An 18,725-nucleotide genomic window follows, 5' to 3' on the forward strand; every position below is an offset into this window, starting at 1 on the left:
AAGGCCGGAGGCTCACATTCGGCCCGGACACAAACCGGGGGACCGTTAAAACACCGGTCGGTCTCTGGTTGCCGCTGGATGAAAGGCGGGGGTCACGTCACGGTCAGCCGCGCGGGTTCGGCGGCAGGTCAAGGAATGCGCAAGTCACGCGCGGGGAGAACTCCGCTCAGCATCCAGTATGATCGATGCGGTGCCCCGGCCGGACACAGGCAGGTACACGCCCTGCCCCGCTGTCCTGATCTTGCCGGTCTGGACGGCGACAATCCGAGCGCGGATCAACAGGTCGCCCTGGCGACGTTGCGCTAAGGCATGGGTGATCTTCACCAGCAGCTTGTCATAGTCCCTCTCGAAATTCTGGGTCAGCGAGTCGGCGATGGTACTGGCGAGACCCGGAGCGTTCGCCAGCTTGATGAGCAGGCTTGCCCTTGTCGAGTCAGTTACGCCCGCCACGCTCAGGTCCGCGAAGGACACCCGTCGGCTGTTCGGTGCATTGGCTGGGAGCGCGGTCAGCCAGATCGTCCCGTGTGAGGGATCTCCCCCGGGCTCCGCTGCGCTGAATGTCAGTCCGACGGCGATCTTTCCACCAGTAGTTCCGTAGATGACCACCTTGCCGAACCGGGCATTAACCGGCCCGATGCCTGGCACGTCGAAGGGGCGTCGCGCGCGGCGTGTCAAGGCCTTCGCCAGGACAGGCTCCAGCTCGCGATAGTCGGCGATCACCGGAATGACGAACACGATCTCACCAGGCGGTCCCTCCACCCGATTTACCGGGGGCAGAGGCGTGGCAGGCGTGTTTGCCGGCCGCGGGCCAACGAAGGTTTCCGTGCGCGCCTTGAGGCCAAGCTTCAGTGTCAGGCGGTTCTCGGCGATGACGTATCCACCATAGTCCAGTTCCTGCGGCGTGACCCGCATCCAGACGGGTGGATTCGCTTCGTTGAGTTCCAGCGACGTGAAGGCGGAACGCCAGACTTGTTCCACTCTCTCCCGGAAGCGCAGCTTCGCCAGTTCATCGGGAAGGGTCCGCTCTAATCGGGCGACGACCTTCTTCAGTCGGGCATCGGCCTTGCTGGTGAACTCAATCCTTTGGCCGAGAAAATCGATATGGGGTTCGTCGGTCCAGTCATAGGATATGTCTATCTGACCGCGCGGAGACCAGTTGTCGGCCAGACGCAGGCGGATGTGTGCTCGGACACGCGCATCTGCTTGTGCAGTTTCCTGCTTCAGCACGCCGCCAATATCTTGTGCGCTGAATGCCGCGTGAAGCGGCATTCCGACGATGATATCCTGCCCTGAGCCCGTCAGGGTCATCGCTCCCCGCGTGACCTGGCCGACGATCCGACATTTGAGTGTGGGCGTCTTTAGCTTGGCAAACAGGATCTTGACCTTGCGGGACGGGACGCAGGTCTGGTCGGGCTTGTCGACCTTCCAGAGCCGGCGCGGAACCGCATGGTCGAGCGCCGCAGCGAGTTCCCGAAGATCGGCGCTGACGGGCACGTCGATGATCGAGGACTGGGCGGGAACCGCAATTCTGTCGGTGGCTCGAGGCGGCGCCTCATGCGGAACCTGCTGGCAACCGGCCAGCATCATGAATGTAGGGATGACCACCCTACGCATTCCTGATACGCCCGCCCGTGTTGTTGCGACCTGGTCCGCTTCGCCGTGTGGTGCGCAGTGCTCCGACTTCAACGTTCGTGGCCCCAGGCTCACGCTGGACACCGCCGAACAATGCGCGTTCGGACGGCGTTGTAGATTGATCGGTCGAGCGCCGACGGACGGGCGCTCAGCCGCCTTGCATCGCCGCCACGACGGCAATTCGGTGGGGAGGCCGCGCCAATCCACGAAGCCTCAGATGTGCCGCCCGGCGGCTGGTTCCGCCAACCGCCTCCTGCTTCGCCTCGGGCAAGCCCGTAGGCGTAGAGATGGCGCATATACCCTGGATCGAAAGGTTTATCGCTTCGCCTCACCTCGTCGCCGATGAACGCGAGGTTCCAGTCGATTCCGTGGTCCTTCGCGTAAAGGTAGCTGGTGTAGGTAAGGCTCCGCAGCGCGCTTTGCTGGCTGATCGCCAGCGCGCGCTGCGCGATCGGGAACGTCGTCGGATGGCGGACAAGCTTGAAATCACTGGTGAGACGGCCATTGATCAGCAGGTATAAGGTTAGCCTGCCGCTGTCGGGCGCCCGGGCATCGCTGACGACCAACTGGCTCGGAACACTGAGGAACGCCGCCGCCGTTCCGCCGTCGACATGCAATTCGCGCAGTATACCCCCTTGTCCGACCACATCGACCGGAACTGGCGGGAAAAGGCCGGGGATCGAGGCGGACGCGAGCAGCACGCGCCGGAAAAGGGCTACGCGTCCAGGCAGCTCGCTTGCAGCCAGCGCGCCCATGTCCCAGATCATCAACCGTTGCGCGTCAAGGTTGACGGTACCCACGAAAAGCCGGCGGCCCGCGCGGTGCTGCTCGGCGATCCGGTTCAGCAGATCCGGCGTCACCTCCTGCGCAATCAGACGCGCGAGCGGCTTCGAGCTCGCGGCGCTGGTCGAGGCAGGCACGGCCAGAGGGAACCGAGGACGGAAGATGTCCTTGGCGCTGGTGCGTGTATAGAAGCGTTCTATCGCCTTGTCCTCGTCGCTGCCGAGAAAGGCGAAGGGAGCGATCAGCGCGCCTGTGCTGATGCCGGTGACGAGCGAGAAGACCGGCCGCTTTCCCGACCGCGACCAGCCGTTGAGCAGCCCGGCACCATAAGCGCCATCGTCCCCGCCGCCGGACAAGGCGAGCATCGTCACATCGCCTCCGGCGGTGCGCGCCGGCCGCATACGCTGCGCCGCGTCCGGCGCATCGGCCCAGAACCTGATCGCTGGCGCTCCGGCGACCGCGGCCGTTCGCTGCTGCTGCGCGGTGAACGGTGCGCGCTCGATCGTCGCGCACGCGGATAGCGCAAAACTCGCCACGACCGGGATAACGGCACCGATTGGTCGCCTTCGCGTCTTCCGAGCGACCGGCCTGATCGGAGGCAGGCGGTCCATCTTTCCCAGGGCTGACACGGACATGCTCGGGTTTGCCCTCCAATGCTAACGTTCATCTACCGACCAAGATCTGCCTGGTCGACCCACCGGTATTGACCGAGGCGAGCGAGCCGCTCGATTCGTGAGCAGCAGCCTAAACAAGCCATCCGGTACCGAACCCTCCCCGAGCGGAGGAGAATGCGATCACAGAGGTCGTGTCCCTCACTACCGGCGTTCGCTACGCTGCATCTTGCAATATGTAAACCGCTCCGTATCATAAGGATGACGAACACGGTTGCTGCCCGGTTCCCCTTTGAGGAGCCCGTCAGTCTTGGAAATTTGCAAGTTCATGAGAAGAGCAGAAAATATGCGCCGTACGGGTTTCATGATGGCTGCGATCGGGGTGGTTGTCGCCTCGGGCGCCCAGGCACAGTCGGGCGGCGAGACAGTTGCCGATCGCTCCAGACTCACGGTGGGCGTCGGCGCTGCGACCCTGCCGGACTATGAGGGAGCGGACAAGAACAGCATCACGCCCGGTGCCGTGTTGGTCGGCAAGGTCGCCGACCATGATTTCTTCACCCGCGGAACCCAGCTATACGTCAATCTGGTGCCGAGCAGCAGCGGGCCGGGCACCAATTTCGAGCTGGGCGTGATCGGCGGCGCCAGACTCGATCGGACCAACAAGGTCGACAATCGCCAGGTTCGCGCTCTCGGCAAGATCGATACCGCATGGGAGGCGGGCGGCTATGTCGGGATCGGCCGCACCGGCGTCATCACCAGCGACTATGATAGCCTGACCTTCCGCGTGGCCTATGTTCATGACCTGTCCGACGTGCACGACAGCTACGTCGTGACTCCGCAGATCAACTACACCACCCCGCTCTCGACGCGCACGCTGGTGTCCATTGGCGCCTCGGCCGATTACGTGGGCAAAGGCTATGGCCGCACCTATTTCGGGGTCACGCCCGCAGGGTCGCTTGCGAGCGGGTTGCGGACCTACAACATCGATGACAGCGGGTGGAAGCGCTACAATCTGTCTGCGTTCGCTCTGCAGAGCCTGAGCGGGGATCTGCGCCACGGTTTCGGCATCGGCGCCGGGGTGCTCTACGGCCGGATGCTGGGCAAGTACAAGCGTAGCCCGATCGTCAGCGACGTCGGCGACGCCGACCAGCTCTCCGCCGCAATCGGCCTCAGCTACACCTTCTGAACTCGCCTTCAAGGACACCCGCAGACGCTGGTGGGGAGCAGTCGCGAGCATGTGCGCCGGCCGTAATGTCCGGCGCGTCTGCCGCTACGATCAGGCGGGCTCTGTCGATAGCGCCGCCGCTGCTCCCGAACCTTGCGCCCCGACAGCGGCGTTGGTCCTCCTCCGCTCCACGCTGATCCACCTCTCGACCTCCACAAAGTTCAGCGCAACGTCGGTTCTACATTATGCCGCCCCCTACTGGCGGAAGGCCTCTCGATGCTACCAGCGACGAGCCTGCCCATAAGTGAACCGCCGGGTTTACATTCGCGATTGGCGCCGATACCACCGCCTCCACCGTCATGGAAACGCGATCGAACAGATTCCTTGTTCTCATGGTCTTGGGCCTTTTGCTCGGCAGCCTCCTGCTGTTCACCTTCTGGCTGCTCGCCGCACGCGGTCCGGACGGCAACTCATACCTGATCCGCTTCAGCGGCAGCGTTGCCGGCCTGAAAAAGGGGTCGCCCGTCACCTTTTCGGGTGTACCCGCCGGCCGTGTGATGTCCGTTGGGTTCGACAAGGATGACCCCTCCGCCGTACTCGTGACGATCAGCCTCGATCCCGGACTCCCAGTGGTCGCCGGGGTCAAGGCGACGGTCATGCGTTCGTTCCTGGGGGGCACGGCCAATCTCGGCCTCGACGGTGCCCGGCCGGGTGCGCCGCCCATCCAGGCCCGGCCTGGCGATGCTCTCCCGACCATTCCGGCGAAGGAAGGTGGGCTCCTCGGCAACGGTGGTGATCCGGTCGCGCTGGTCGACAAGATCAGCCGCACCGTCGATGCCGTTTCGCGCAACCTGGACGCAACGCAACAGGAGCGGGTGAGCGATCACCTCGCGGCGCTCGCCGAGCAATCTGCGGCGTGGTCCACGACGGCTGACCGTTACGCCGACAGGCTGCTGAGCATGAAGGGACGCGTGCTGCGCGTCGGGAATAGTCTGGCTATGGTCGGCCGGAACGCCGCCACTGCGCGGAAAGAGATTGCCGCCGGGCGAGAAAGGCCGCTGCGGAGCGTCAGCCTCGGATCACAGGCCATCGAAAGTGGCGCAGCCACCTTCGGTAAAAGACTGGAAGTGCTGCGTCCGACGTTGCGGAGCGCCGCAGGCCGGCAACACGCCATCGCCCATACGTTGCGCGTGGTACGGGCAAAGACGATCCGCATCCGCGACGGCGTGCAACGCCTTGGCCAAGGTGGCTCACTGTCCCGATCTTCGTTGCCCGACTATCGACCTCGGGGCAGCAATGGGGAGTCAGCGGCCATCACCCCCGGCAAAGAGGCGGCCACCAGCGCAACCTTGTCCCGCTAAGCTCCGTTCTCCTATGCCGACAGGCCCGTGATTGCTGCTAAACGTCGTAAGCGCGGCAACACGGAAGTCGTGAATGGAGAGGATCAGTTGAACAAGGCAGGACGGGAGGCTGGCAGCCCCGCGCGTAAGATGGGACGGCCGACCGCCGACGATGCGCTCCGGCTGACATCGCACATCCTGAAAAGCGCGCGTGACGTGTTCTTTGAACATGGCTTCGATGGCGCCAGCGCCGACATGATCGCGGAACGCGCGCAGATATCAAAACGGACGCTCTACGCGCGGTTCGGCAGCAAGGCGCGCGTGTTCGAGGCGGCAATCCTCGACGAGATCGATAGCCAGCTTCGTACCCTGGAGCCCCCCATTGATGACGCACTCGACCTCCGGGGGAGGCTGCAGGCGATTGCCGACGTGTTGCTCGGATGGCTGCTGACCCCCCGTGTCATTGCCATGGAGCGCGTCGTCGTCGCCCAGGCGGTGCGCTTCCCGGCGCTCGCCGCCAACATTCATGAGTTCGGGTACCAGCGAGCCGTGCAGTGGGTCGTCGGCATCCTTGACCATGCCAACGCCCGGGAGGAAGTCGCCATTGCCGACCCGGTCTTTGCTGCCGAGCAGTTCGTGTCTCTCATCGTCATCGCACCCCTGCGCCGGGCGGCGTTGGGCCTCGCGCGCCCGGCTTACGACGTCGCCGCCCGTGAGCGTGTCGGTCGCGGCGTTGCGTTCTTCATCGACGGTTGCCGACCGAGTCCCGGTGGCAATTAGCCCGCGCGGTAGTGCGGTGCGGGGGACGACGCACCGGGAAATCAAATCGCCCCAGTTTGCCGTGCGCGTCTCCCTACGCGCGGCTTGGCGCGCCGGCCGCGCGTTTTCCAACAGGCTGAGCCGGCCAACTTAGTGCCGGAAGGCAGATGTCGTGCTAGCACCATTAGCGATCATCCCTCTTCCGAAAACCGCGTCACCCGCACAGCTGCTGTGGTCGCCGCATGCATCGACGCCTTTCAGTGTCGCCGAACCGGTAGCGCGAAAGCGATGAGATAATCGCCCGTGACCTTGGAATGCGCCGCTCCTCCCACAGCCAGCACGACGTATTGCCTGCCAGTGCGAGGCGAAACATAGGTCATCGGGGTCGCGCTGGCGCCCACCGGCAGGGAATGTTGCCAGACCTGCTTCCCGGTTGCGGCATCATAGGCCCTGATGTGGAAGTCTTGGAAGCCGGCAAAGAAGACCAGGCCACCAGCAGTCGTCATCGGCCCGGCATAGGCGGGCATCCCCGGGCGCATCGGAATGTGGCTCGGGATGTCCAGTGGACCGCTTCGTTCCGCGGTACCGGCCGGAACCTGCCACGCGATCCGCTTCGTTTTCAGATCGACCGCCGTGATCGTGCCATAGGGAGGCTGATTACAGGGCACGCCGAGAACGGAAAGCCAAGGCAGCGTGATTTCGCCATAGGGCGTGCCGAGCTGAGGACCGGGACCATGCCCGTCCACAGCCTGGATTCCCTTCGTTTCCCTCGCATAGCTTGCAACGGGAACCAGCTTGTATTCGTTCGGGATTCGAACATCGACCATATAGGCGTAGAGGTTGCGAGGATCGACCGACACGCTGCCCCAGTTCATGCCGCCTAGATTGCCGGGCTGCTCGAGCGAATAGTCGAGCCCGATCGGGGTGAAGTCGCCATCATAGCGATGCTGCCTGAACGCTATCCTGCAGAGCATCTGATCGAACATGGTCGTGCCCCACATCTTGCGCTCGGACAGGCGCTCCGCTCCGATGGTGGGCATGTCGACCGAATAGGGCTGGGTCGGTGACAGGTGCTCGCTCGCAACCTGCCCGCGCTGTGGAACGGGCCGCTCGACGACGCGAGACACGGGCGCACCCGTCACCCGGTTGAACAGAAATATCTGCCCCCTCTTGGTTGTCTGAAGAACGGCGGGGATCACACCGCCCTTCCCGTCAGGCAAGTCAACCAGCGCGGGCTGCGCCGGGAGGTCATAATCCCAGATGTCATGATGGACTGTTTGAGCGTGCCACCGCTCGCGCCCGGTGTTGATGTCGAGGGCAACCAGCGTCGAATTATACCGATCCGAATTCGGGTTGCGACCCGGTCCGTAATAGTCCGGGGTCTCATTCCCCAGCGGCGCATACACAAGCCCGAGCTTGTCGTCATACGCCGCCGTCGTCCACATATTGGGTGTTCCGCGGGTATAGCTCTGCCCAGCCGGCGGCAATTTGGTGATCGCGGGATTGCCCAAATCCCAGGCCCAGACCAGTTCTCCGGACATGACGTCAAAGGCGCGGATCACCCCGGACGGCTCGCCGCGCGCCTGATTGTCCACGACCCAACCACCGATGACGATCCGGTTTCGGGCGATCAGCGGGCCGGACGTCTGAAAATAGAAGCCCGGCAACACCTTGCCCATCCCGACCTTCAGGTCGACAGTGCCGTTCTGGCCAAAGTTCGGACACGGACGTCCGGTGGCCGCGTCCAGTGCGATCAGGCGCGCATCAATGGTGGTATTGATGATCCGCTTGGCGCACAATCCAGCGGCGCCCACGCCCGCGTCATAATAGCCCAGCGCGCGGCATCGCTGCCAGAAGGGGGCCTGGGCGCCCGACCGATAGCGCCACCGGACCACCCCCGTATCAGCATCGAGCGCAGCGATGTGATCGTTGGGCGAGCAGCTGTAGATCGTATTCCCGATCTGCAACGGCGTGTTCTGATCCACACCGGGACCTCGATCGCCGGTGCGGAACGTCCATGCGACCTTGAGCTGGTCGACGTTGCTGCGGTTGATCTGGGTAAAGGGTGCAAAGCGGTCACCTCGCGTCGTACGGCCATAGGCGCTCCAGTCGGAAGGACGTTCGTTCGCCTCGTGCGCCGCGAACACCATGCCCGGCGCGGGCGAGATCACACCGTGCGAAACCAAGGTCAGCGCAAGCAGGCCGACGACGACCAGAGCCGCCGCTCCGGCCAGTCCGGACAGGACACCGCGGGATGCCCGCCTCTGGCCGTCCGGCAAGGTGAGCGCCAGGAACAGCGCCGCAGAGGCCAGTCCAGCCGGGACGACCAGCCGCGGGAACAAGGGCCAGAAGCTGAATCCCGCCTCGTAGACGGCCCAGAGGACCGTCAGCAGGAAGACGCCCGCCAGGATCCACGCTCCCTCGACCCGATCGCGCCAGAAGAGAATGGCTCCGACGAGATATGCGATACCGGCCAGGACATAATATGGCGAGCCGCCGAGGACCACGAGCCAGGCCCCGCCCGCCGCTAAAGCAATGCCGAGCGCCGCGGTAATGCCTGCAAATACCCGCCGTATCACGACGGGCCACGACAAGGTTGCCGGATTGGGCGTCCGCTTGAGCTCCATCGTTCACTCCTGAGCTTGCTTGCTGGATCGCTCGCGAAACCTTCCCAGGACCTTAGCACCCCGTTGAAGATCAGCGGCGCAGTCGTTCGACCGAAACTTTGACGAAGAAGACCGAACTGTCGTGAACGCCGGCGCCGTCGTATCACTCAAGCAGCCGAGCCTATGGCGCATTTGAGTCCGGGCTTGCTGTCAGCGACAGGGTTCTCGCATCTCGTCCTATCCGGCTTGTGCGCCCGCGCGGTCACCCGTCTCGCGCGCAGATCGGCTGCGGCGTGGGTCCGCATGAACGACCACGGAAGGTCAAGGGAGTCCGACAATTCCCTTCCGATCAATGAGGCGCCTAGAGCCGACACGACCAGCGTCGCAATGACGGCAGGGAGTTCATCCGCGGTGAAAGCCGAATCGTCCTGCGAATCCGACGCCAACACGTCGGGCAAACGGCCAAGGCGGCTATAAAGCGGGGCTAGATGCGGACTTCCCTGCGCGGCCAACCAGCCGAACAGTCGGCCGACGCCGCTCTCCTCGAAAACGTCGAAGATGATGGCGACCAGATCGGCCTCGCTAATCACGCCGGCGCGCAGATCTCCGGTGCCGCTCACCACCGTCGTGAGCAGATCCGCGATAAGCGTGTCGGCCAAGGCAGCCTGAAGGTTCGCCGCCGATCCGAAATGGTGCGTGATGTTGCCGTGCGCCATTCCAAGAGCGCCGGCAACGCTCTGCAGCGTCACAGCCGAGGGTCCATCGGACACAAGAATATGGCGAGCTACGGCGATCGCCTCCTTACGGATGACCTCGGGCGCACGCCGGCGTCGTCGCTCCTGGGATTGCGATATTGTCATTGCTGACAATATCGGCTAAATGATGACTAACTCTGTCAACGTCGCAAGTGGCAGGAGGAACCTATGACCGCTCTCAGTGGCAAGCATCGTTACGAGGTCCGGGTCGACCCTGACGACATCGACCACATGGGGCACGTCAACAATGCCGTTTATCTGACTTGGGTGCAGCGGGCGGTCGTTGCGCATTGGGAGAGCCGCGCCCCCTTGGAGGCACTGCAAAAGATCGCCTGGGTCGCGCTAAAGCACGAAATTGAGTATCGCCGTCCGGCCTTCCTGGGGGATGGCGTGATCGTGGAGACCGTCGCAGAGCGCCTGTTCGGTGTGCGCGCGTTCTTTACGACCCTGATTACGCGGGGTGAAACCGTGCTTGCCGAGGTTAAGAGTAGCTGGTGCAGCCTCGACTCAGAAACCCATCGGCCGGTTCGCGTGGCGCGGAACGTCAGGCAACTCTTCTTCGGGCGGGATGACCGTTCGAAATGAAGTTCTTTGGTCAATTGATTTTTGCGTCGTCGACGGCGATTGCCCTGCCCGCAGCGGCCGCGGCGCAGGACGTGGGCCAGCCGCCGGCGCTGACCTTCAATGCCGCGCTCGCGCGTATCGACAAGGCGTCGCCCGGATTGAGCGGTGAGGATCACGAGGTGCGTGCGGCCGAAGCGCTCGCGGCCGCCACCCGTACCCTGCATCGTCCCGTTATCAGTACCTCCGCAAGCGTCATCGAGTACCAGAAGACGCTGACAGTCGACCTGACCGGTCCGAAGAACGACGCGATCGGCTCGACCACCGATTTCCTAGGGGAGCTGCCAGGTCAGTTTCCGGCCGGCTTCCAGGAGATTACCGCGCAGGTGACGCAGCGTGTCGGCTCGGCCCTGCCCGGCCTCTTCGCCGCCATCCCTGACAGCCTCCAGTACCAGACGCGCGACACGGTCTTTCGACCTGCCGTGACTGCCGTGATGCCGATCTACACCGGCGGGGCGATCCCGGCCGTGCAGAACGGCGCTGAGGCGGCGGTCGGCATCGCGCGTGCCAAGCAGGCCGGGGGCCGCGACCTTTCGCGCGTGTCGCTGGTACGCGCCTATTTCGGCCAACAGGTTGCTGCGCAACTCACCCGGTCGACCCGCGAAACCTTGGAAAGCTTCGACCGTCACCTGTCGGACGCGCAGAAGCTCGAGCAGAACGGCGTCATTCCCCATGCCCGCGTGTTGCAGGTCCAGGTGGCGCGCGACGCGGCGCAGCGCGCGCATGAGCGCGCCGTGCTGGAGGAAGCGACCGCGGCCGACGCGCTCGCGCGCCTTCTGGATCAGCCGACCGGCGTCGTCCCCACCACGCCGCTCTTCGTCCAGTCCGCTCCCCTGCCCCCGGCCAGCACGTTTCTTGGCGGTGTAGACGCGACACCCCGCGCCCAGGGTGCGGACGCAGCCCGGGCAGTGGCAAGGGCCGGCGTCGATCTCGCGAAGTCACGCTATCGCCCACAGGCGTTCGCCTTTGGCAGCTATAACGCGAACCGCGACAACGCGCTGCCGACAGAGCCGGACTGGATTGTCGGCGCGACCATACGCTATACGCTTCTGTCCAACTTTGATCGCCGCAGGACACTCGACGCGGCGCGCGAACGCGAACGGGCGGCGGCCGATGCCGCTGCCCAGGCGCGCAAGGACGTGGCCGGCGAAATAGTGCGCGCATGGAACCTCGTCGAAAGCGCGCGGCGGTCGTACCTGCTGCTAGACAGCAACCTGGCTGCGGCGCGAGAGAATCTGCGCGTGCAGCAGCTGTCCTTCGCCGAAGGCGAGGCGCCATCGTCTGCGCTGGTCGATGCGGAGGCGGTATTGTCCACCACGCGAACGCAACGGATCGCCGCCGCGTATGAATATGATTTGACGCTGGCGGGGCTGCTGGCGGCAAGTCACCGGGTCGATGAATTTTCAGGTTTCATGGCCCGTGCGGATCGACATCTGGGGGACGGTAAGTGAACGAGGCCGAGTCCGCGCAACCGCGGCGGCGCAAGCGGCTGGCCGCCTTGGTCGTCGTTGCGGTTTTCCTTTTTCTCGCGGCGATCGTCGTCGGCCTGTGGCTCGCAAGCCGGCCCGCGCCCGAACAGCTTCAGGGCATGGTCGACGCTGACGAGGTGAACGTCGCGACCAAGGCGCTGGCGCGCGTCGACCGGCTGGTTGCGGATGAAGGCCAGCGGGTCGCCGCGGGGACGCTGCTGGCAACCCTGTCCAGCCCCGAGATCGCCGGCGGGCAGGCGCAGGCGCAGGGGGCGCTCGAGGCAGCGCGCGCCGTCGCTTCGGAAACGGACGAAGGAGCGCGGCGCGAGGATATCGCATCGCTGCGGTCGACATGGCAGGCGGCGCAGGCCGCGGCCCAACTGGCCGCGGTGACCAGCCGCCGTACCGCCAATCTCTACGCGCAGGGTGTCGTCGCGGCGCAGCGCCGGGATGAAGCCGCGGCCGCGCGGGACAGCAGCGCGCGATACGCTGAGGCAGCGCGACAGCAATATCTGAAGGCGATCGCCGGCGCCCGGCCGCAGAGCAAGGCAGCCGTCAACGCACAGGTCCGGATCGCCGAGGCCGCGCTGCGGACCGCCAATGCACTCGGGCAGGAAACGAGGCTGTTGTCCCCGATCAGCGGCGAGATCGCGCGCAAGCTCGTCCAGCCGGGCGAGGTGGTGAGCCCGGTCATCCCCGCTTATCAGGTTATCGACATCGATCACCCCTGGGTCTCGCTCAATCTGCGCGAGGATCATTATCGCGGTATGGCGGTGGGCAATATCCTGCACGGCCACGTCCCGGCGCTCGGGCGCGACGCCGACTTCAAAGTGTATCTGGTCGCGCCGCGCGGGGATTTCGCCACCTGGCGCGCGACGCGGGAAGCGTCCGGTTATGACGTGCGCTCGTTTGAAGTGCGCGCGCGCCCGGTGAGCGCCATTAAGGGCCTGCGTCCGGGCATGAGCGTCCTGTTCGACTGGCCGCAATGAGCCCGTTCCGGCGGGCTCTGGGCCGGGAGCTGTGGCACCTGCGGCATTCCCGCTGGGATCTCGTCGGCTTGATCGTGATGCCCGCGATCCTGCTGTTTCTGGTTTCGGCAATGCTCTGGCACGGTGCAATGCGCGACGTGCCATTGATAGTCGTCGACAGCGACGGCAGCGCGGCAAGCCGCGAGATGATCCGCGTGCTCGACGCGTCTCCCATGATTCATGTCACCACCTACCGCACCAATGAGGAACAGGCCGTGCGCGACGTCCGGCGGGACGATGCGATGGGCTTCATCCACTTGCCGGCCGGCCTTGGCGAAGGATTGCGGACACATCGCACACCCGTGGTGCGCGTGCTCTACAATGCCAGCTTCCTGTCCGCGGGCATGCTGTTGGCGCGCGGCGTGGAGGAGGCGATGCAGGATGCGGCGCCCGCGATCATCGCCGGTCAGCTGTCGGCCCATGGCCTGCCGCCGGTCCGCACCCGCCGCATCGTGGTCGAGGCGACCGCCCTGGGCAATCCGGCGTCCAGCTTTGAATGGTATCTGGGCCTGTTGATCTATCCCGCAGTCCTGCACCTGCTGACGGCGTGTGTGTGTGCCCTGGCGCTCGGGCGCGAACTGCAAGGCCGCTCCCTTGCCCGATGGGCGTCGGAAAGCGGCGGGATCACGCCGGCGCTGGTCGGCAAGATGCTCCCCTATGTGGCGGTGGTCAGCCTATGGGGCGTCGTCTGGTTGCTCTACCTTACGCTGGGCCGCGGCTGGCGCGTCGACGGGAGCATCGCCCTGATCGTCGCTGCACAGACGCTATTCTATGCCGCCACTGCCGCAATCTCCTCGTTGCTGATTGCCGCGACGCGGGAGACAGCGACGGCCCTGTCGGCGAGCGCTGTCTATGCAGGCTCGGCCCTCGCCTATTCGGGCGCGACGCTGCCGCTCAACGGCGCCCATCTCTTCGCCCGCTTCTGGAGCAACGTCCTGCCCTTGACTCATTACGTGGCATTGCAGATGGGCCAGATCAGCGACCTCGCGCCAACGGCGGCCATTTCCCCGGCGCTGGCGCTGCTGGGCTATGTCGTGATCGCGGGCGGGATCGCGGTCCTGCTGATCGCCCGGCAGGCCCGCCGCGCATGACCTTCGGCCAGGCCTTTGTCGGGACATGGCGCGCTATCCTGCGATCGCGCACCCTGCTCAGCACCATGCTGCTCTCCGTTGCGCTTTACGGCTTCTACTACCCGGCGCCCTACGCGCACGAGACGGCGCAGCGGCTGCCGGTCATCATCGTGGACCAGGACAACAGCGCGCTCAGCCGCGCCATGGTTCGCGACCTCGACGCGACCCGCGCGGTCGAGATCGTTGCCACGGCGTCGGACGTCGCCGAGGCGCGCCGGCGGATGCGCCGGGGTGATGCGGATGGCGTCATCCTCGTCACCCAAGGGCTCGAGCGCCAGCTGCGCACGGGCGCGCCAGGCGCGGGCATCGGGGTGTGGGTCAATGCCACTTATCTGCTGCGGGCCAGCACCATCGGCGAGGCAATTACCTCGGTCGTCGAGGACCTGGCCGCAGAGCGGCTTCTTCCCGGCGGCCAATCGGTGCGGGCGGGATTACCGATCAAGGTGACGGCCGAGCCCCTGTTCAACCGTACCGGCGGGTACAAGAGCTATGTCTTTCCGGCCGTGGCCGTTATCATCGTGCAGCAGACGCTGCTGTTCGGCGCCGCGACCTTCATGGGCGGCCGCCGACGCGAGGGGCGCTGGCGGATGCGGCCGCTCGAATTTGTCGGCAGCCTGGCGGCGCTTGCGTCGGTCGGAATCCTGAACTGCCTGTTCCTGTTCGGCCTGATCTTCTGGTTGCAGGACGTGCCTACGAACGAGAACCTGCCGGCACTGCTGTTGGCGGTGCCCCTGTTCGCGACGGCCGTCGCCGCTCTGGGACTGTGGATCGGCAGCTTTTTCGACTGCTCCGAACGCGCGATGGTCATCTTGGCACCCACATCGGTGCCGCTGTTCTTTCTGACCGGGACGGCCTGGCCGCTGGGGCAGATGCCGCGGTTCGTCCAGCTGCTCGCCTCCCTCGCCCCCTCGACGCCCGGCGTGCATACCTTTGTGCCGCTGAACCAGATGGGCGCCTCGATCACCGATGTTTCGGGGGGAATGGCGCGGCTTGCGATGCTGGCGCTGATCTACGGGTTAGCTGCGGGGGTGCGAGTGATCGGCGGCCGGTCGAGCAGATGAGGAGCGTGGCCCCCTGTCCTGACCTACCCGGGTCGAGCCAGATAATCCGGATGTCAGAGCGCCACGCATTGATTAGGTAAACCAAGCGGTTTATATCGTCATGGACATGGCCTCAGCAGTCTGATCTTGAAGGCTAGAGCAAGAGCGGAGACGATTGTGGATGCAGGTCGGATCGGTCGAGTAGCGTTCGGCGCACTCCTGGGCATAATCGGGCTCATCCTCGCCGCAGGGGGCGCCTGGCTCGTCTCTCTGGGAGGCAGCGCCTATTACGTTATCGTCGGCGTCCTGCTTGCGGTCGCTGGCCTGCTCTTCATCCGCCGAAAGCCCTTGGGGCTGTACGTCTACGCTTTTGCGTTCCTTTTCACGCTGTTGTGGTCATTCTCGGAGGTTGGGCTGAAAGGCTGGTCTCTGGTGCCGCGCTTGGCCGGGCCGGCCATATTGATGTTCTTCGCGCTCCTGCTCGTGCCCCAGCTGCCGATCTCGAAGGCACGGCGCGTCCGAAACTACGGTCTGCTCTCTCTCGCGGCGGTGCTCGTCGCTACCACCGCGGCAGTCCTCGTGGTAGAAGAGCCTCGTCCCGGCCAGATCGCGATGGCCTCGGCCGCCCTTTTCGACAGCCCCGCCAATGGCCCGGCTCGCGGCGAGTGGGGGGCCTATGGCGGCGGTGCCAGCGCCCAGCGTTATTCGGATTCGTCACAGATCACCGCCGGAAACGTCGGCTCCCTCAAGCTCGCCTGGACCTACCATACCCGGAACATTCCCAAAGCGTTCGGATCCGAGCTGACGCCGCTGAAGATCGGCGATCGTCTCTACGGGTGCACGGGCATGAACCGCATGTTCGCGCTCGACCCCGCGACCGGTCAGCAGATCTGGTCGTTCGATCCGCACGTCGACAAGAAGTGGGTGCCGTACACCGCCGCCTGTCGCGGAGTCGCTTACTACAAAGTGCCTGACCAGCCTGCCGGCGCGCTTTGTGCCGAACGGATCATCGAAGGCACGCTGGACATGCGCCTCATCGCCGTCGACGCGGCGAGCGGGCGGCGTTGTCCGATGTTCGGCGCCAACGGCGAGGCCGACCTGCGGGTGGGTCTCGGTCAGAAGGAGAGCCTGAACGCGGCTCCGAAACCGCTCATCCCCGGCACGGCCGCCATCACGGCGCCGCCATTGATCGTGCAGGGGATCATCGTCACCGGTCAGCAGGTTACTGACGGGCAGCGCCGCTGGGCGCCCTCGGGTGTCATTCGTGGTTACGATGCAGTGACCGGCCAGCTGGCCTTCGCCTGGGACATCAACCAGCCGGAGGTCACCAAGGCGCCTCCTTCGGGCGGATATTATTCCTTCGGCACGCCCAACAGTTGGGCCACGGCGGCCGGCGATGAGAAACTCGGTCTCGCCTACATCCCCATGGGCAATTCCGCGGCGGACTATTGGACAGGCCTGCGCAGCGCCGAGGAGAAGAAGTTCAATTCGGCGATCGTCGCGCTCGACGTGCACACCGGCAAGCCCCGATGGGTCTTCCAGACGGTCCACGCGGACGTCTGGGACTATGACCTTGGCTCCCAGCCCAGTCTCATCGAGTATCCGACGCCTCGTGGACGCGTTCCAGCGCTTCTCGTCGCGAGCAAGCAAGGCGAGATGTACATCCTCGATCGCGCCACGGGCCGGCCGCTTCATCCCGTGCAGGAGCGGCCGGCGCCCGGCGGAGGCGCCGAGCCTGGACTGCGCTCGAAGACGCAGCCCTATTCGGGTTTCCACAGCCTCGCCTATCCGGACATCACCGAGAAGGACATGTGGGGGCTGTCGCCCATCGACCAGATGATCTGCCGGATCAACTTTCGACGTGCGGCCTATCAGGGGCGTTATACGCCGCCGCGCGCCGGCCAATACAATATCGAGTGGCCTGGCTATAACGGCGGCTCCGACTGGGGCAGCGTCGCCATCGACCCGTATCGCGGCGTGATGATCGCAAACTACAACCTGACCGCAAACTACAACAAGCTGATTTCCCGAACGACTGCGGACAAGAAGGACTTATACCCGATCGGGGATCCGAGAGCCGCAGGCGGATCCGGCGCAGAAGGCAACGGAGCTCAAACCGGGGCACCCTATGCCATTCTCGTGAATGCGGGCTGGACGATGCCGACAGGAGTGCTCTGCACCGCACCGCCATATGGCGGCATCCGTGCCATCGACCTTCGGACTGGCAAGACCGTGTGGGATCGCCCGTTCGGAACGGCACGGAGGAATGGTCCGTTCGGCATACCCTCCTTCCTGCCCATGTCCATCGGGACTCCAAACAATGGCGGTTCCGTGGTGACCCGTTCGGGCTTGGTCTTCATCGCGGCGGCCACGGACAACCTGATCCGGGCCATCGACATCAGAACAGGCAAGACATTGTGGAGCGATGTCCTGCCAGGCGGCGGACAGGCCAATCCGATGATCTACGAGCAGAACGGGAAGGAATATCTCGTCATCATGGCAGGGGGCCATCACTTTATGAAGACGACGCCCAGCGATGCCCTGGTGGCGTATGCGCTACCGCGATGATGAGAATGCGACGCTTTGGATCGCGGCCTTGCCTGGATGAGATCGCGGCTGGTCTGGACGCCCGGTGCCAGGGCAGGGGCGCCGAAGCCGTCGAGCGCAGGCAGGAGCCGGTCGGCGGCTCTTGCCTTGCGCTCCGCCCGGCTCGTTCAACGGTCGTCAACGTCTGACTGATGCTGGCTCGACCGACTAGCAGTTCGAACGCATCGCCCCGCCGGGACGGGGTCAGTCCGCGCGCTACCAGCCCGGCGCCGGGTTCCCCTTCGTCTCTAGGACAAAGGGCATGAAGCCATGACTTGTCCGCCTTTAACGACCGATCCAGCATCCTCTCCTGATCGGGCCACACGCTCGTGCTGACGCGATCCGCGCGGCGAGCCATGGTCGCGCTCCCGCTGGCGCTCGGGAGCGCCTGCGCTCCCGCGACGCTCGATCCGGCCGGCCCGGTCGCCGCTGGCGAAAAGACGCTGCTTTTAAATTCGCTGGCGATCATGCTGGGCATCGTTGTGCCGGTGATCATTGCGACGGTTGCCTTTGCCTGGTGGTTTCGCGCGTCCAACACGCGTGCCAGGTACCGCCCAGACTGGGCGTACTCTGGAAAGCTGGAGCTTCTGGTCTGGTCGGTGCCGTTGCTCGTCATCATCTTTCTGGGTGGCATCGGCTGGGTCGCGAGCCATGAACTCGATCCGCAACGCCCGCTTGCCTCGCGGCAACGGCCGATTACCATTCAGGTCGTTGCGCTCGATTGGAAGTGGCTCTTCATCTACCCCGAGCAGCGCATCGCCAGCGTCAACCGGCTTGTTATACCAGCGGGCGTCCCGATCAGCTTTCGGATCACGTCCGGAACTGTGATGAACAGTTTTTTCGTGCCGCAGCTCGGCAGCCAGATCTACGCGATGGCGGGCATGGAGGCGAAACTCAACCTTATGGCCGATCGACCCGGCCGGTTCCGCGGCCTATCTGCGCACTACAGCGGCGAGGGCTTTTCCAACATGAGCTTCATCGTGGACGCCGTCCCCGCCCAGGACTTTGCCGCATGGACGGCGCGCGCAAAGGGGCAAGGTCCTGTGTTGAACGGGCAGAGCTATCTCGCCCTTGCTAAGCAACAGGGGAATTTCGCACCCGTCGTCTATAGCAGCGTGCCGCCTCGCTTCTTCGAGGCGGCAGTCAGACATGCGGGCGCACCTGTTCACGAGGTTGACCGTGCAGGCAGGGAGGATTGAG

General features: G+C 64.9%; 14 protein-coding genes. 10 read left to right on the forward strand and 4 right to left on the reverse strand.

Annotation, left to right across the window (positions count from 1 at the left end; genetic code table 11):
- Window positions 1-144: 144 nt before the first annotated feature.
- Window positions 145-1,587 (reverse strand): DUF4403 family protein, encoded by a 1,443-nt coding sequence (locus tag ACWPWT_RS19470; RefSeq protein ID WP_454281033.1) that lies wholly within the window; start codon window positions 1,585-1,587, stop codon window positions 145-147.
- Between the two features lie 116 nt (window positions 1,588-1,703).
- Window positions 1,704-3,050: a patatin-like phospholipase family protein gene (locus tag ACWPWT_RS19475; RefSeq protein ID WP_454281034.1), complete on the reverse strand. Its 1,347-nt coding sequence runs from the start codon at window positions 3,048-3,050 to the stop codon at window positions 1,704-1,706.
- A 322-nt stretch (window positions 3,051-3,372) separates the two neighbouring features.
- Between ACWPWT_RS19475 and ACWPWT_RS19480 the strand changes: the two genes are divergently transcribed.
- From ACWPWT_RS19480 to ACWPWT_RS19490, 3 genes are all read left to right on the forward strand, one after another.
- Entirely contained in the window at window positions 3,373-4,212 is an 840-nt protein-coding gene (locus ACWPWT_RS19480; protein WP_454281035.1) for a MipA/OmpV family protein, read from the forward strand.
- A gap of 371 nt (window positions 4,213-4,583) precedes the next feature.
- Window positions 4,584-5,552: an MlaD family protein gene (locus ACWPWT_RS19485; protein ID WP_454281036.1), complete on the forward strand. Its 969-nt coding sequence runs from the start codon at window positions 4,584-4,586 to the stop codon at window positions 5,550-5,552.
- Window positions 5,553-5,579: 27 nt separating this feature from the next.
- The gene (locus ACWPWT_RS19490) at window positions 5,580-6,311 is read left to right on the forward strand and encodes a TetR/AcrR family transcriptional regulator (RefSeq protein WP_454281037.1); all 732 of its coding nucleotides are present in this window, start codon (window positions 5,580-5,582) and stop codon (window positions 6,309-6,311) included.
- A gap of 236 nt (window positions 6,312-6,547) precedes the next feature.
- Here the strand turns inward: ACWPWT_RS19490 and ACWPWT_RS19495 are convergent, their stop codons facing one another.
- Window positions 6,548-8,917: a membrane-bound PQQ-dependent dehydrogenase, glucose/quinate/shikimate family gene (locus ACWPWT_RS19495; RefSeq protein WP_454281038.1), complete on the reverse strand. Its 2,370-nt coding sequence runs from the start codon at window positions 8,915-8,917 to the stop codon at window positions 6,548-6,550.
- Between the two features lie 146 nt (window positions 8,918-9,063).
- A complete protein-coding gene (locus tag ACWPWT_RS19500; protein ID WP_454281039.1) occupies window positions 9,064-9,645 on the reverse strand; it encodes a hypothetical protein in 582 nt (193 codons plus the stop codon).
- Between the two features lie 174 nt (window positions 9,646-9,819).
- Between ACWPWT_RS19500 and ACWPWT_RS19505 the strand changes: the two genes are divergently transcribed.
- The 7 genes from ACWPWT_RS19505 (at window position 9,820) to cyoA (ending at window position 18,724) form a co-directional block, all read left to right on the forward strand.
- Window positions 9,820-10,236: an acyl-CoA thioesterase gene (locus ACWPWT_RS19505; protein WP_454281040.1), complete on the forward strand. Its 417-nt coding sequence runs from the start codon at window positions 9,820-9,822 to the stop codon at window positions 10,234-10,236.
- Window positions 10,233-11,723: a TolC family protein gene (locus ACWPWT_RS19510; RefSeq protein ID WP_454281041.1), complete on the forward strand. Its 1,491-nt coding sequence runs from the start codon at window positions 10,233-10,235 to the stop codon at window positions 11,721-11,723. Before ACWPWT_RS19505 ends, ACWPWT_RS19510 begins: the two co-directional genes overlap by 4 nt.
- Entirely contained in the window at window positions 11,720-12,730 is a 1,011-nt protein-coding gene (locus tag ACWPWT_RS19515) for an HlyD family secretion protein (protein WP_454281042.1), read from the forward strand. Before ACWPWT_RS19510 ends, ACWPWT_RS19515 begins: the two co-directional genes overlap by 4 nt.
- 68 nt (window positions 12,731-12,798) lie before the next feature.
- Entirely contained in the window at window positions 12,799-13,860 is a 1,062-nt protein-coding gene (locus ACWPWT_RS19520) for an ABC transporter permease (RefSeq protein ID WP_454281043.1), read from the forward strand.
- Window positions 13,857-14,960, forward strand: a complete 1,104-nt coding sequence (locus ACWPWT_RS19525; RefSeq protein ID WP_454281044.1) for an ABC transporter permease — start codon at window positions 13,857-13,859, stop codon at window positions 14,958-14,960. Before ACWPWT_RS19520 ends, ACWPWT_RS19525 begins: the two co-directional genes overlap by 4 nt.
- A gap of 156 nt (window positions 14,961-15,116) precedes the next feature.
- Window positions 15,117-17,507 (forward strand): membrane-bound PQQ-dependent dehydrogenase, glucose/quinate/shikimate family, encoded by a 2,391-nt coding sequence (locus ACWPWT_RS19530; RefSeq protein ID WP_454281045.1) that lies wholly within the window; start codon window positions 15,117-15,119, stop codon window positions 17,505-17,507.
- Window positions 17,508-17,881: 374 nt separating this feature from the next.
- Entirely contained in the window at window positions 17,882-18,724 is an 843-nt protein-coding gene (gene cyoA, locus ACWPWT_RS19535; RefSeq protein ID WP_454281046.1) for a ubiquinol oxidase subunit II, read from the forward strand.
- Window position 18,725 lies beyond the last annotated feature (1 nt).

The sequence above is a fragment of the Sphingomonas sp. Marseille-Q8236 genome, assembly GCF_965112005.1.